The following is a 15,471-nucleotide window of genomic DNA, read 5'->3' as shown; positions in this document are numbered from 1 at the left end:
TTGAATTCTTAGGGATTGATTATTTGATTTTTATCAAATGTCTTTTTAATTTTATCCATTATTATTTGAGCTGTTGGTATAGCTTCTGCTATGTATGGAAGATTTATTTTTCCAATTCCATGTTCACCAGAAATAGTTCCTCCTAATTCTAATGCTTTTAAAAATATTTCTTTTACCCACACAACAATATTAACTTCCCATTGTTCAATGGTTTGTTCTTTGTTTTGAAAGATATTGACATGAAAATTACCATCTCCAACATGTCCAAAAACCGTATAATTAAAATTAAATTTATTAGCTATAATGACAATTGCCTTATACATTTCATCAATTTTAGAACAAGGCACAACAATATCCACATCTCTAAAAAAAGTGTGATTTATTACAGCTTCTCCAACTTTTGAACGCATTTTCCATAATGCTTTTACTTCGCTTGGATTATCCGCTACATGAATTTCCTCTTCTGTATATGCATTGATGTGCCGGCTGATTTTCAAGGCTTCATCTAAAAGTTTATCTGAATAATCTCCTTCTATCTCTATCCATAGAATTCCTTCGGTAGTCGATTTTATATGGTAGGAATTGTCTAAGTATTGGGATACTAATTTAAAGCCAACTCCATCAATAAATTCAATACTTGAAGCTGAGTACCCTTTTGCAAAAAATTGCTGAACGCATATAAATAAGTTATCAATTTTAGTAAAAGGAACCATTAATACTAATTCTTTCATTGGTGGCACTAATTTTAAAACAACTTTGGTAATAACTCCTAAAGTTCCTTCGCTTCCGCTGAATAATTGAGTAAGATTATAGCCTGTTGCATTTTTACTCACATTCTTTCCTGTCCAAATTATACGTCCGTCAGGGAGTACTACTTCTAAATTAACGACATAGTTTTTAGTAGTCCCATATTTTAATGATTTTGGACTACCGCTGGACACAGCAACGTTACCACCTATGAAACAAGAATCTGCACTACTAATATTCTGTGGGAAATTTAGGCCATCTTTTAAAACAGCATCTTTTAAATCCTTAGTAATCACACCGGACTCAACTATAGCAATTCTATCAACCTTATTAATTTCAATAATTTTGTTTAGTCTTTCTAAAGAAAGTATAATCCCAGAATTAACAGATAATGCTCCACCACTTACTCCTGTACCTCCTCCTCTAACCGTTATCGCTGTTTTTGTTTCATTACAAATTGCAATAATTTTAGAAATTTCCTGAGTGTTTTTGGGTAATACTACTGCAGACGGGATTGTTACTTTATTAGAAGTACAGTCTTTAGAATATTTATATAAAAGATCTGGCTTGGTTATTAAATATTTAGCTCCAACTATAGTCCTGATTTCGTCTAAAATACTAAGCTTATTTTCTATCATTATACTAGTATTCCCTTTTTAGTTTTAATTCTTGTTCCATAGCATCAAATAGTGCATAAATATTATCCAGTCCAAAACCATCATAATCATTTACTCGTTGTACGATTTCATAAAAAAATGTAGCTCTATCTCCTATTGGTACGGTAAATATTTGAAACAACAAGGCACCGTCTACCACATCACATAATACCCCATGTTTTCTTAGAATATCGACATCCAATTGTGGGTGTTTTTTTTCAAGTTTATCGTAATATGAATCAGGGTATTTTGTAAACTTCACACCATTTTCTCTTAGAGCTTGTACTGATTTAAATATGTTATTAGACTCAAAAGCAATATGTTGTATTCCAGTGCCATAGTTTTGATCAATAAATAACTGTACTTGTGTATTTACTCCATGTTCTGGTTCTACTAAAACATTATTTATGGATTTGTTTTCGGATTGTAATACTTTTAAAAGCATTCCTATTTTCTTTCCGCTTTCTTGTCTTTCATCAAATTCTAAAACTGTTTTAGATAGAAAAATGTTATTGAAATAATTTTCCCAAAGTGTAATTTCATTTAAACGTAAGGCACAAGCTACATGATCAATTTTCTCTAATGCAGAATCTTTGTACTCAAAATCCCATTCTTTTTCAACGTTTTTATAACCTGGAAGAAAATCTCCATTATAATTGTCATAATTAATTAAAACAATTTCATTATCATCGAACATTTTTAATGAGGCCTGTTCTACAAAACCCATATCATCTGATGTTAAATGTGGATGTTTTATTGGTATTGCGCCATTTTTCATAGCTCTTCCAAAAAATTCCTTTACATTATCAACACTAATAGCCATTCTCTTAATTCCATTTCCATGTAAGTCTACAAATGATACTATTTTATAGGAACTAGGTTGTGATGCAGATGTGATTACAAGTTTTATATCATTCTTAACAATATAATATGAACAACGATCTTCAACACCCGTTTCTGGCCCAGCATAAGCGATTACTTTAAACCCTAATGCTTTTACATGCCAGTAAACAACCATTTTTGCCATACCCACATAATACTCTATAAAGTCGTACTCTATTTTTAAAAGATCTGATACTATTATTTCATTTTTGCTTTCCATCGTTTAACTGTTATTTAGTTATTTATTTTTGTTTCTATATAATTTGCTAGTTGTTCTACACCTGTTTTAATCTCTTCTAAAGAGAGGTTACTGAATGCTAATCGTAATTCTTTTTCTCCGCCTTCCTCTAAGTAAAAAAATGACATGGGTGTAAAAATGACTTTAAATCTTTCTGCACAATCCAATACATCTTGTTTTGTAACTTCAAAAGGAAGCATTATTTTAATAAAAAAACCACCTTCTGGTTTATTCCATTTTATATGTTTAGCCCAAGTATATTTTTCAGTATCGAAAGTTTCTTCAAGACATTTTAAGAGGTGATCTCTCTTTGTTTTCATACCAAGTATTTTTTCTTGATTTAGTTCTTTCAGAGAATATTTATTCTGCCTTAACAACCCACCAAACATGGCTTGAATTATAGATGGCGTATTTACTGTAATGTATCCTTTTGTTTTTGCCATTAAATCACTCAATCTCACTATTTTTCCTCTAACAGATATTGATTGGGTTACTACCATTAATGAAAGGCGCAGGGAAGGATATAAAGTTTTTGAAAGTGATCTTAAATAGATAGCTCTATTATTTTTGTCTAATGATTTTAGGGAAGGATACTCTTTGTCTTCATATGAAAAATCGCCATAGGCATTATCTTCAAAAATTAAAAAATTATAGGTTTCGGCCAATTCTAATAATCGATATCTATTTGCTAAGGACATTGCTATTCCTGTAGGGTTTTGGAAATTTGGAATCACATATACTACTTTAACATTTTTGTCTATACTTCGGTAGTATTGAATTTTTTCTTCTACTTTTTCTAATGAAATACCTTCGGAAGTAACAGGAATTCCATCTACATCATATCCGTTAATTTTCGAGAAATGAGTTATTCCAATATAGGCAGGATCTTCAACTAAAATAACATCTTTGTCTTTATCACATACAGTCATTATCCCCATTGCAATACCTTCCTGCGCGCCAACAGTAATTATTATATCTTCAGGATCGGTTTGTATAGATTCGTCTATCGATAGATATTTTGCTATTTCATTATTTATTATCCCTTTAGTTCTATTATATTGTCCTAAATCGTTTAGAACTTCTTTTTCTGTTATTCCCTTCTCTAAAGCTGTTGTTTTTATAAAAAAATTGAGGTATTCAGAAAATTTTTCAATATCAAAATAATTAGCATCAGGACGCCCAGATGCAAATGAGATTGCTTTTGGATATTGTAATTGAACTTCGTTAAGGAAACCCATAACATCTTCGCCTAAATTGGTCAATAGCGGATTTACGACATCATAGGTATGAGTCGAAAGAGTTTTTTCAATCATATTTAGTATTTATTTAAAACCGTATTTTGAAGTGACATCATTTTTCAGCTGTTTATATGGTATAATTTTCAAAATCACTTTCTTCGAGTGCTTGCGTGTTTACCCATATCATTTTGTCTATCTCATCAGATAGGTGTTCTATTGTTAGATTATTAAATATTGTTAACAGATTAAGCCTTAAATTAAATTCTCTGTCGATATAACTAATTACTCTTGTAGCTTTTAAGCTGTGGCCACCTAAATCAAAGAAATTATCTTTTATTCCGATTTTATCAACTTCTAGGATTTGTTCCCAAACTTTAATTAGTTTTTTATCGATATCATTTCTAGGCGCAACATATTTAACTTGTGTTTGTATTTCAATATCTTTTAATGAAATTATTTTTTTTCGATCAATCTTGCCATTGGTAGTCATAGGCATTTCCTTTAATTGAACAAAATGAGAAGGAATCATATATTCTGGTAAGCTTACTAATAAAAGACTACGAAGCTTTGAAATATCTTGCTTTTGTTTGCTAACCACATAGGCAACTAATTCTTTTTCTTTTACTTTATTAGTCTTAACAACCACACAGGCTAATTCTATATCTTGTTGTTTTTGTAAGATGCACTCTATTTCTCTTAATTCGATTCTAAACCCTCTAATTTTTACTTGCTGGTCCTTCCTTCCTATAAATTCAATAGTTCCGTCTATTAACCACTTGCCTAAATCTCCTGTTTTATATATTTTTTCTCCTTTTACAAATGGGTTTTCAACAAATTTTTCATTTGATTCCTCTATCCTATTCAAATACTCATTTGCTATCATTGGTCCTCCAACACATATTTGTCCCACTATACCAACTGAATTTAATTGTAATTCATCATTTAATATATATAGTTGAACGTTAGGATTTGGCTTCCCTATAATACTCCCATTAAGCTTGTTATCAATATTTATACTTTCTCTTTTAATAGTATGGGTTGTTACAAATATGGTGCTTTCTGTAGGTCCGTATAGTACATGAATATTAGCATTAGAGAATATATTCCTCATCTCTATCAAAGTGTTAGACGGTACTATATCTCCTCCAATATATATATCCTTAATCATATTATAATCAGCCTCTGCTTTAACATTTTTTATATGATTAATTAATTGGATCATTAATGCCGGCACACTATGAAATGCATTTACATTTCTTAGTTTTTCAAGTAAAACATTCATATTCAGAATATCTTCACTAGCAATCATTACAGAGGTTCCTCCATTTAGTATTGGATATAATGATTCGAAAAGAAATATATCAAATGCGTTTGAAGCTAAAATTGGTGAACATATTTGTTGTTCCTTTTCTTCAAATACTTTTTTAGTGCTTTCAAAGAAAGCATACAAATTATTATGCGTTATAGGAACTCCTTTGGGTTTTCCTGTTGATCCTGAAGTATAAATAATATAGGCATTACTGCTAAATTGTTCTGGCAAATTAATTGAATCAATTAGAACTTCCTCTACTTCTTCAATTGATATTATTTTTAAGTCCTTTGTATTTGGTATTCCATTTATATAAGATTGCTGACTTAAAATATAATTAGCATCACAATCTTTCAGCATATACTCGATTCTTAATTTGGGATATGTTATATCTATGGGTACATAAACAGCTCCAGATTTTAAAATCCCCAGCATTCCTATTATAATTTCTAAAGACCTGTCTAAATAAAGAGCAACGACATCTCTCGGCTGTACTTTATTATGTATTAAGTAATATGCTACTTGATTAGACTTTTCATCCAGCTGCTTATAGGTGAGATATTCATTATTAAACCTTAAGGCGATATTATCAGGTGTATTCAAAACTTGTTCTTTAAATACATCGATAATAGATTTCATAATTGCAGTATTGTTTTTATTTAATACTAGAGCTTTAATTTCATTTTTATCAAGTTTGTTTTTAACAAAAATATCTTTAAGATTTGTTAGATGTTTTAAGCCATTCATGACATTTTTATAATCTATTCCAAAATCGATCAAACAAGCAACTTCATCTACTCCGGCCTTTTTTACATCATTTAATATTTTTTGACATGACTGCTCTGTTCCAATTAAACTATACTTATCAAAATATTTTTCTACAGTGTACGCTAGAAGTTCTGCTACTTCTTCATCTGTCACATCTTTAGCTTTTCTATCTATTTCTAATCCTTTTGTCTGTTTTTTTGACATACTTACAGATTTAAATAGATATTTACTCATGGGATCCCTGGCTATATTTTTAGCAGATTCCATATCTTCATCTATATATGTGTGCAGCATTAGTACAACATTATCCTTACCTATTGGATGTTTATTGTCTGCATAAGATTGACGATATATTTTTATTTTTTCAGCTAAATCTTCAAACGTAGTATTTAAAAGTCCAGTAAGAATTCCTACACCTATTTCACCTGCTTTTTTAAATGTTTCTATGCTCCCTCCACTAGCAATCCACATTGGGACTTCTTGCTGTACAGGTCTAGGAAGTGTTGATATGAGTACATCTTCATTGTACGCATTCTTGTATGATATAGAATTGCCTTTCCATAATTCTTTAATTTCATTAATGTTTTCATATAACAATTCATTACGTTTTTCATAATTCTCAGGAATTAAGACAAAATCATTAGCATTCCATCCAGAAGCTAAACAGATACCTGCTCTACCATTAGATAAATTGTCTACCACAGACCATTCTTCTACTATTCTAATAGGATGATGTAAAGGGGTTACAATACTACCGGATCTAATACTAATATTTTTGGTAATTGTTGCTAACGAAGCTCCTAATACACTAGGATTGGGGTATGGGCCTCCAAATTCATTAAAGTGTCTTTCTGGCGTCCAAACTGCACTATAATTATTTGCATCTGCATACTTTGCTCCTTCTATTAATAATTGGTAATTGTTTTTTTCGGTTCCTTTATTTCCAAAGTAAAAAAGACTAAATTTTAAGTTTTTTTCTTCTTGTTCTTTTAATAAACTTTTTTCATTAATTACTCCTCCAAATTCTAAAACTTGTTTTTTTTCGATATCCGTTACTAAATCTATTTTATTAATGCTTACTTTAGTATTATTTAGAACAATATCCATTAATAGTTCTATATGATTGGCTAGCTGTTCTATAGTCCTTTTATTAAAAATACTTCGATTATACTCAATAGCGTATTCAAGTCCTTCTTCTGACTCTCCACAGTTTATAATTAAATCAAATGCGGCATATCTAGTATCTTTGCCTTTAAATTCAGTTACTTTTAACCCCTCAAAACTTACTGCTGTTTCTTTTGAGGCAAAATGTTCAAAATTTTGAAGCACAACAAATACATCAAAGAAAATAGTTCTACTAGAATCTCTAATTGGATTTAATTCTGTTATTAATTCTTCAAAAGGGTAATCTTTATGCTCATAAGCTTCAAAAGCTCTTTGATTTACATTATTTAGTAATTCTTCAAAACTGTTTTCTCCATTAAATTTTGTTCTTAATGCTAATGTATCTGCAAAAAATCCTATTAGTTTTTCTAATTCTACAAATTCTCTTCCATACATTGGGAAACCCAAAATAATATCTGTTTGATTGGTATATTTATAGAATAGAAGATTAAGTAGACTCATTAAGCCTGTAAATAATGTCGCTCCTTGATTTGAGCAGTATTTTATGAATTTATTAGTTAGTTCTTTATCAATTTTTCTTTTGATCATGCCCGCTTCAACCATTCGCTGTGCCGGCCTTTTCTTATCTAATGGCAGCTCTAAGACTGGTAATTCTCCTTCAAATTGTTTTAACCAATATTCTTTTTGAGTTTTTAGTCCTTGACCTTTCAAATTAGTATCTCTCCATACAGCGAAATCTTTATATTGTATATCTAATGGTATTATGCCTTTTGAGTTATTATTTACTCTAGCATTATATGATAATAATAAGTCTCGTTTCAAAACATCAAAAGATCGACTATCACATATAATATGATGAATTACAAAAAGACAAACCCATTTATTTTTTGAAATCTGGTATAATTTACATTTTGTTAATGGGCCCGTTGATAATTTAAAAACAACTTTGATTTCATTTAAAATTAATGCTTGTAATTGCTCATGTGAATGGGTCTCTTCTTTTAAATCTACCGTTTCTAATGCAAAACTAAATTCCTCTGTTTTTCTAACAAATTGTCTAACCTCTCCATTATCATCTTCTTTAAAAACTGTTCGAAATATTTCATGTGCATTAATTAAATCTATTAATGCTAATTGCAATTTTTCCTCATTTAGTTCCCCTTCAAGCACAAAAGCTTCATACATATTGTATGCGAAATTATAGCCTTCCAGCTGACTTAGTATCCATGCTCTTTTTTGTGAAGGTGTTAGCGGATATCCATTATTGGAGTATGCTGCTTTTGGAATAGTTTGATTCGAACTATTTAAATAATCAATAATTTCAGTTTTGTTTACTCTTATTTCATTGATAATTGTCTCTGATAAATTATCCTTAAAGTTTACCTCTAGATTATTTTTATCTCCTGACAAAATGATCTCAATACCCTGATTTTTTAATTCTTCCAAGAAAATACTTACACTCATATTGTAATTGTTTTATATGAATTTAAATGAGACTTATTAGATTGAAATTGTACTATTTTAGAAGTAATATCTACTATTGATTCACATTCAAAAAATTCGTGCAGTGTAAGGTCTATCCTAAATTCTGTTTTAATATTTTTTAATAAAAGCATTCCGTTTAATGAATTTAATCCTAATTCAAAAAAGTCACTTTCAACCTTAACTTCCTCAATATCAAAAAAGTCTTTGAATATTTTTTTTAATTTATCCAGTACTATATCTTCTTCTACAATTGGCTCTGATACGATAATTTCATCTTTTTGTGTATGGAAAATATTTGATGCGGCAGAAGATGGTATTTTTGTTTCAAACATTGCTTTAAATGGTTCAACTTCTGAGGGAAATTGATTTGTTTCAAAAGGGTGTACTGGTAATGAAATTCTCTTATATTTACATTTATCATAGTAAGCTGCCCAATTTACATTTATGCCGTCATACCACAGTTTTACCAATGCTTTTTCTAACACATTTGAGTCCTCAGCATTATCTTTTGATTGTCTAGTTAAATTAATAATTGTTGCTTTTTTATTTATTGAAACGGCTTCCCTTTTTATTAATTTTTCAAGAGTATTTCCTGAGCCAACTTCTATAAAAACAAGATCATTCTCTTTTTCTGTTAATGCTGCTATACTATTATAAAATCTGCTTGTTTCTGTAATAAGATTTAACCAATATTCTGGTTTCGTTACTTCTTCCTCTTTTACTATTTTTGCTGTTATGCTAGAAACAAAAGGGACATTCATTTTATTTAGTGATAATTCATTCCAAAATGAAATAAATTGTTTTTTAAAAGCATCATTTACATTTGAATAATCTATGTGCTTTTTTTGAAGCTTAGAATTCATTATTCCCATTTCACTTAACTGATTACTAAGATCTTCTATTTCTTTTTGCTTCCCGGAGAAGGTTACTTGCTGTGTACCGTTTACAGCTGCTAATGAAATTTTCTTATTAATAAACTTTTCTGCTTCTTCTTCTGTCAAGAATACACTTAATAAAATATCAGTTTTTTTCTCATTTAATAAATTTGATTTTAGAATCATTAATTTTAAGCCTTCTTCAAATGTGAATATTCCACTCACGCATGCAGCAGCATATTCTCCAATATTTTGACCTAATACATAGTCTGGTAATACATTAAATGATTTTAACAAATAGGCTAGCGAATATTCTACTAAGAAGAGTAATGGCTCTGCATATTTTTGTTTCTCAATTTTTTCGCTTTCGGAAAATAAGATTGTTTTAAAATCTTCGCCTGTTAGTTCTTTTAGATAATTACATCCTCCATCAATTTTTTCTTTAAAGATATTTTCGTTTTCATAAACATCTTTTACCATCCCGCTATATTGACTTCCCAAACCTGGAAAAAGAAAAACAGTCTTTTTTTTCTTGGTTACATCTGCAAAAAGATCTGATCTGCCGTAATTTTCAGACAGCCTATTTAGAAGTTCATTTTTATCCTTAAATTCTAATGCTATTCTATGATTAAAAGAAGTTCTCCCTACTCTATATGTGTATATAAGATTATCTAAATTTACGTCTTCCGATTCCAGAAAAGTATGAAGCTTATTTAAATACTTTTTGAGTGAGCTGCTAGTTTTTGCAGAAACTGTTAAAACTCTATTTCTCTGTATTTCAACTAGATTATATGCTTGTTCAGGGGCTTCTTCCAGTATTAGATGAACATTGGTGCCGCCAATTCCAAAGGAACTTACACCAGCTCTAAGAGGTTGTCCATTACCTTCCCATTCTTTCAGTTCTGCATTTACATAAAATGGTCCTTCATCAAAATAAATTTCAGAGTTTGCTTTTTTGTAATGTAGAGTCGGAGGTATTTTTTTATATTTTAAGCTAAGTGCCGTTTTTATTAATCCTATAACTCCTGATGCAGCATCTGTGTGCCCAAAATTTGTTTTTACTGATCCTAAAGCACAATGATGGTTGTTATTATTATTGAATGCTAAATTTAAAGCTTCTACTTCAATTGGATCCCCTATTTTGGTTCCTGTTCCGTGAGCTTCAATATATTCAATAGTTTCTGCTTCTACATTTGCTAGTTTATGAGCTGTTTTTATACATTCTGTTTGGCCTATAATACTAGGAGCCGCATATCCTACTTTTCTATTCCCATCATTATTTGCAGCACTCCCTTTTATAACAGCATATATATGATCATTATCTTCAATAGCATCACTTAATTTTTTTAAAACTACCACTCCAGATCCTTCACTACCCACTGTGCCACTTGCCGCATCATCAAAAGTTCTACAATGCCCATCAGAAGAATATATTAGCTCTTCCTGATATTTATATCCTTTTTGTATTGATGTATCTAAGGAAATACCTCCTGCAACAGCTAATTTCGATTCTCCCATTAGTAACCCTCTACAGGCTAAATGAATGGCTGCTAATGACGATGAGCATGCTGTATTTATTGAGTATGCCGCTCCTTGTAAATTAAGTTTATAAGCTATTAGTGATGCTAAATGATCTTTACTTGAAATAAAATTTAGTGTCAAATCATCTAATAACCCGTCCATATTTTTCATCATGGCATAGGCCTTCCAATTTGTATCATCCCCTACTCCTGCATAAATGCTAATTTTACCATTAACTTGATCAGGAGTGTATCCCGAATCTTCTAGCGCTTCCCATACATTTTCGTGAAACATTCGGTGAGTAGGATTCATTAAAGCAGCTTCTTTAATTGAGTATTTAAAAAAAAGATTATCAAAACTTCCCTTATTATTCACAACAGATTTTGCTTTTACATAATTCTTTTCTGAAAATAGAGATTTATTTACCCCCAAATTTTCTAATTCAGCGTCTGTATAAAAATGTATAGATTCCTTTGCACTTAATAAATTATTCCAGAATTCTCTCCAATTATCCGCACCTGGAACTTTACAAGACATTCCTATAATAGCAAGTTCAAGCCCTGTTTTATCTTTATTATAATTTTTCATCATTACTGTCTAAATTGTTTAAAATTCTAATAGTATTTTGTATAGCCACTAGTGAAGATTCTATTTTTATAGTATCTGTTTTTATTTGAGCGGTATTGGCTTGATTTATTTTAAGGCTTAATAATTTTATTGTATTATACTTATACAAATCAACTACAGGAATTATAACCTCAAAAGCTTCTTTAATCAGCCTCGCCATAATCATTACTTTTATAGAGTTCCCTCCTAAATCGAAAAAATTATCATCAAGATCAATATTGGGATAGGATAATATTGATTGCCAAATCCCTTCTATTATCTGCTCTGTTTCATTAAATATTAAACTCTTTCTTGTTTCATTAGTTCTTGGAAGTGGAAAGTCATTAATGGCTATTTTTCCATTTGCTGTTATTGGGAATTCCTTTATTGTTAAAAAATATGATGGAATCATATGATTGGGTAATTTTATACTTATTTCTTCTTTTAATTTGCTAAGATTTAAGTTTTCTTGTCCTTTTATATAAGCTATCAATTCTTTTTCATTATTATTAATTGCCTTATATAGTACTATCGCATTTTCTACCAAAGGATTATCCTCAATAATACTTTCAATTTCATGTAATTCGATTCGGTGTCCTCTTATTTTTACTTGAGTATCCTTTCGACCTAAAAACTCTATTTTGCCATTATTAAGCCATCTCGCATAATCTCCTGTCTTGTATATTTTTTTATTTGAAACGACTGATTCTTTGAAGTTTGCGTCTTTCTTCTCATTAATATACCCTCTGGCTAATTGATTTCCTGTAACACAAATTTCTCCAGAGACACCAATTGGACATAATCTTTCTTGAGGATCTAAGATGTAAATTTTAGTATTGTCATTTGGCACACCTATGATATTCCCCTGGATTACCTCCCACTCATTATTTTCATATAACAATATCATCTGTTTCTACACCTTTAATATCAACAGCCGTATTAACCCAAATTATATTATCTATTTCATTAGATAAATCTCCTAAAATAGGTGCTTCAAATAATAGAGATATATTAAGTTCTACGCGAAAATGTTTATAAATTTCTGCGATTAAACGAGTCGCTTTTAAACTATGGCCTCCTAATTCAAAGAAGTTATCGGTTATACCTATTTTTTCTATTCCTAATATTCCTTGCCAGATCTCTGCTAATTTCTCTTCGGTTTCGTTTCTTGGAGCTGCATATTCTCTTTTAATAATGTCTTCTCCTGAGATACCCGGCAAGGCCTTTCTATCTATTTTTCCATTTGGAGTTAAAGGCAGGTTTTCTAATATGACATAAAAACCCGGAATCATATAATCAGGTAGTCTGGTTTGTAGAAAGTTTCGCAATTCTAATTTATCTACATTGATGTTCGATACCAGATAAGCGACTAATACTTTCTCCTGAATGTTTTCTTTTACTTCAACAACTACTTGTTTTAAATCCTCTGAATACTGCAAAATGGTATTCTCTATCTCTCCAGGCTCAATTCTGTAGCCGCGTATTTTTACTTGCTGGTCTTTTCTGCCTAAAAACTCAATATTACCGTTGGCTAACCAACAACCTAAATCTCCGGTTTTGTATATTCTACTACTTAAATCAAATGGATTTTCGATAAATTTTTCTTCCGTTAATTCTAGTTGATTTATATAACCTCTTGTAACTCCGTCACCTCCTACACATATTTCACCTGCTATACCCAATCCACAAGCTTGATTATGCTCATCAAGAATATATATACTTGAATTTGGATTAGGACTTCCTATTAAGGCTCCATTGTATTCATTGTCTTTTGAAGTACTATGATAATGATGAGCGGTAACAAATATCGTACTCTCTGTTGGCCCATAAAGTTCGTGTATGGCTGCATTTGGAAAGACTTCTCTCATTTCTTTGAGAATGCTTGTAGAAACTGCATCTCCTCCTATAAACAAGTTATTAATTCCTTGAAATTGATGCTGCGTATTTGTGCTTTTTATATAATTTAATATTTGAGTCATTAAGGCCGGTACAGCATGAAATCCATTTACCTTTTTCATGCATTGCGCTAAATAATTTATGTCTTTAATATTATTAGTGCTTAAAATTGTAACTGTTCCTCCTGTCGCTAAAGGATAAAACAATTCAAATAAAGAAATATCAAAGGCATTAGATGATAATAATGGTAATCTTAATTTTTCAATACTAAATTCTTTTTTGCAACTTTCAATAAACGATACTATATTTTTATGTTCAACCATTACACCTTTGGGTTTCCCTGTAGTTCCTGATGTATAAATAATATAAGCCAAATCATTTTGTAACAATCCTATTTTAAAATCATTATGTATTGGCGATATTTCGGTTTTATTTTTAAACTGGCTTATTTTTTCTTCATCGATTATCACTTTACAGTTACAATCTTCTACAATAAATTGAATTCTTTCTTCTGGATAATTTATATCGACAGGAACATATACCCCGCCAGATTTTAATATTCCTAACAAGGCTATAATAGTCCATTCTGTCTTTTCTAGTTTAACAACAACAGTGTCGCCTAACCCAATTTCATAATTACTTTTTAAGTAGTGAGTAAATTGATTCGATTTTTCCTCTAATATTTTATATGTAATGTTTTGGTCTTCATAAACCACCGCAATTTCATTAGGTGTTTTTTTTGTATATTCTTCTAAAAGAGTAATTAGATTATTTGCTTTATTATATAGTAATGTATCATTATTAAAATCTATTATTATTTGTTGCTTTTCTTCTTTTGACACATAATCCAGTGTGTCAATAATACAATCAGGATCTTTGGCAATTGCATGGATACAATTTTCTAAAAGCGCTTTTAATCTTTCTATTATTAAAGTATCATAGATTAGGCTATTATAATTAAACCTGATATCCAAACTGTCCTTTCCTGGAACAACAGCAACTGTAAAATCATAATTATTATGCTCATAAATTTCAGATTCTAACACTAAAAGTTCCTCGTCTGACGCAACTATTAAATTATCATCTATAGGAAAATTTTCAAAGACTAAAATATGATCAAATAAATCTCTTCCTAAATCACTCTCTTCTAATACGTCACTTAATTGAATGTAATGATGATAGGTACTGTTAATTGACTGCTGCATAACTTGTTTAAAAAGTTCCTTTGCTGTCATATTCTTTTGCGATTGTATACGAACAGGAATTGTGTTTATGAATAGTCCTATTATTTTTTCAACTCCTATTATTTCAGCTGGTCTACCAGATACTACAGAACCGAAAACAACATCATTAGTTCCATTATATTTTCCTAAAAGAATCCCCCATATTGTTTGAATAAAAATATTTTCTGTTATTCCCAGATTCGCGCAAACATGCTCTATTTCATTTCTTACAGATTTTTCAATCTTTAAAGTAATTTCTTTAGAAACAAAACCTTTACTGGCTACTGTTTTTTTAGGTGGTGAACTTTTGGTTTCATAATTTAATAAATAGTTTTTCCAATATTCCTTTGATTTGGACACATCTACTTTTTCGAGCCATTGTATATATTTTGAATAAGGAATAACATGATCTAATACAGGCTTTTTATTGATTTTTAAATCATTATAAATCTGAAAAAAATCTCTAATTAAAATACTTATACACCATCCATCCATTAAAATATGATGTTGACTCCAAACCAATTCGTATGTTTCGTGTCCTACTTTCAAAATACTTATCCTCATTTGTGAGCCTCTGCCCAAATCAAATCCCTTATTTCTATCTTTTTCTTTAAATTCTTGAAAAGAAAAGTCCGGATTTAAGCTTACATCTTCATAAGAAAATATTGATTCTCCTGTTTTTTTAACCACCTGCAGAACGTCTTCTCCAAATTTATGGGTAAAAAAAGTTCTTAGAGCGGCATGTCTATCAACCAAAACTTCATAGCTTTTTTCTAGTAATGCTATATTTAAACAACCTTTTAACCTATAACTTACTTGCTCAAAGTAAGATGTTGGAGAGGCTAACCAATGATAATACATTCCCTTTTGTAAAGGACTTAGCGGATATACATCTTCCATTT

7 protein-coding genes are annotated in these 15,471 nt (G+C 30.2%); all 7 read right to left on the bottom strand.

From position 1 onward, the window contains the following. Positions 1 to 8 precede the first annotated feature (8 nt). Genes J3495_RS03100 through J3495_RS03070 form a run of 7 tightly spaced genes read right to left on the bottom strand, consistent with a single transcriptional unit; the run spans position 9 to position 15,469 of the window. Positions 9 to 1,385 (bottom strand): FAD-binding oxidoreductase, encoded by a 1,377-nt coding sequence (locus J3495_RS03100; protein WP_210665105.1) that lies wholly within the window; start codon positions 1,383 to 1,385, stop codon positions 9 to 11. 4 nt (positions 1,386 to 1,389) lie between these two features. Continuing rightward, positions 1,390 to 2,505 carry a 4-hydroxyphenylpyruvate dioxygenase family protein gene (locus tag J3495_RS03095; RefSeq protein ID WP_210665104.1) on the bottom strand — a complete coding sequence of 372 codons (1,116 nt, stop codon included), beginning with the start codon at positions 2,503 to 2,505 and terminating at the stop codon, positions 1,390 to 1,392. Positions 2,506 to 2,519: 14 nt separating this feature from the next. Then, on the bottom strand, positions 2,520 to 3,836 hold the full coding sequence (locus J3495_RS03090; protein WP_210665103.1) for an aminotransferase-like domain-containing protein: 1,317 nt from the start codon (positions 3,834 to 3,836) through the stop codon (positions 2,520 to 2,522). Between the two features lie 52 nt (positions 3,837 to 3,888). After that, a complete protein-coding gene (locus J3495_RS03085; RefSeq protein WP_210665102.1) occupies positions 3,889 to 8,427 on the bottom strand; it encodes a non-ribosomal peptide synthetase in 4,539 nt (1,512 codons plus the stop codon). Continuing rightward, complete coding sequence (locus J3495_RS03080; RefSeq protein ID WP_210665101.1) at positions 8,424 to 11,435, bottom strand: type I polyketide synthase; 3,012 nt, start codon at positions 11,433 to 11,435, stop codon at positions 8,424 to 8,426. Before J3495_RS03080 ends, J3495_RS03085 begins: the two co-directional genes overlap by 4 nt. Continuing rightward, the gene (locus tag J3495_RS03075; protein WP_210665100.1) at positions 11,419 to 12,357 is read right to left on the bottom strand and encodes a non-ribosomal peptide synthetase; all 939 of its coding nucleotides are present in this window, start codon (positions 12,355 to 12,357) and stop codon (positions 11,419 to 11,421) included. Before J3495_RS03075 ends, J3495_RS03080 begins: the two co-directional genes overlap by 17 nt. Further along, positions 12,341 to 15,469, bottom strand: coding sequence for a non-ribosomal peptide synthetase (locus J3495_RS03070; protein ID WP_210665099.1), 3,129 nt, complete (start codon positions 15,467 to 15,469; stop codon positions 12,341 to 12,343). The genes J3495_RS03075 and J3495_RS03070 overlap by 17 nt, the downstream gene beginning before the upstream one ends. Between the last annotated feature and the right edge of the window lie 2 nt (positions 15,470 to 15,471).

This window comes from Flavobacterium geliluteum, from assembly GCF_017948595.1.
Taxonomy (GTDB): domain Bacteria; phylum Bacteroidota; class Bacteroidia; order Flavobacteriales; family Flavobacteriaceae; genus Flavobacterium; species Flavobacterium flavipigmentatum.
The sequence above is the reverse complement of the archived record's forward strand: the minus strand, read 5'-3'. Positions and strand labels throughout refer to the sequence as shown.

Bases quoted from the DNA above. Each gene is read 5' to 3' on its own strand.
- J3495_RS03100 (WP_210665105.1), bottom strand. From the start codon at position 1,385: ATGATAGAAAATAAGCTTAGTATTTTAGACGAAATCAGGACTATAGTT.
- J3495_RS03095 (WP_210665104.1), bottom strand. From the start codon at position 2,505: ATGGAAAGCAAAAATGAAATAATAGTATCAGATCTTTTAAAAATAGAG.
- J3495_RS03090 (WP_210665103.1), bottom strand. From the start codon at position 3,836: ATGATTGAAAAAACTCTTTCGACTCATACCTATGATGTCGTAAATCCG.
- J3495_RS03085 (WP_210665102.1), bottom strand. From the start codon at position 8,427: ATGAGTGTAAGTATTTTCTTGGAAGAATTAAAAAATCAGGGTATTGAG.
- J3495_RS03080 (WP_210665101.1), bottom strand. From the start codon at position 11,435: ATGATGAAAAATTATAATAAAGATAAAACAGGGCTTGAACTTGCTATT.
- J3495_RS03075 (WP_210665100.1), bottom strand. From the start codon at position 12,357: ATGATATTGTTATATGAAAATAATGAGTGGGAGGTAATCCAGGGGAAT.
- J3495_RS03070 (WP_210665099.1), bottom strand. From the start codon at position 15,469: ATGGAAGATGTATATCCGCTAAGTCCTTTACAAAAGGGAATGTATTAT.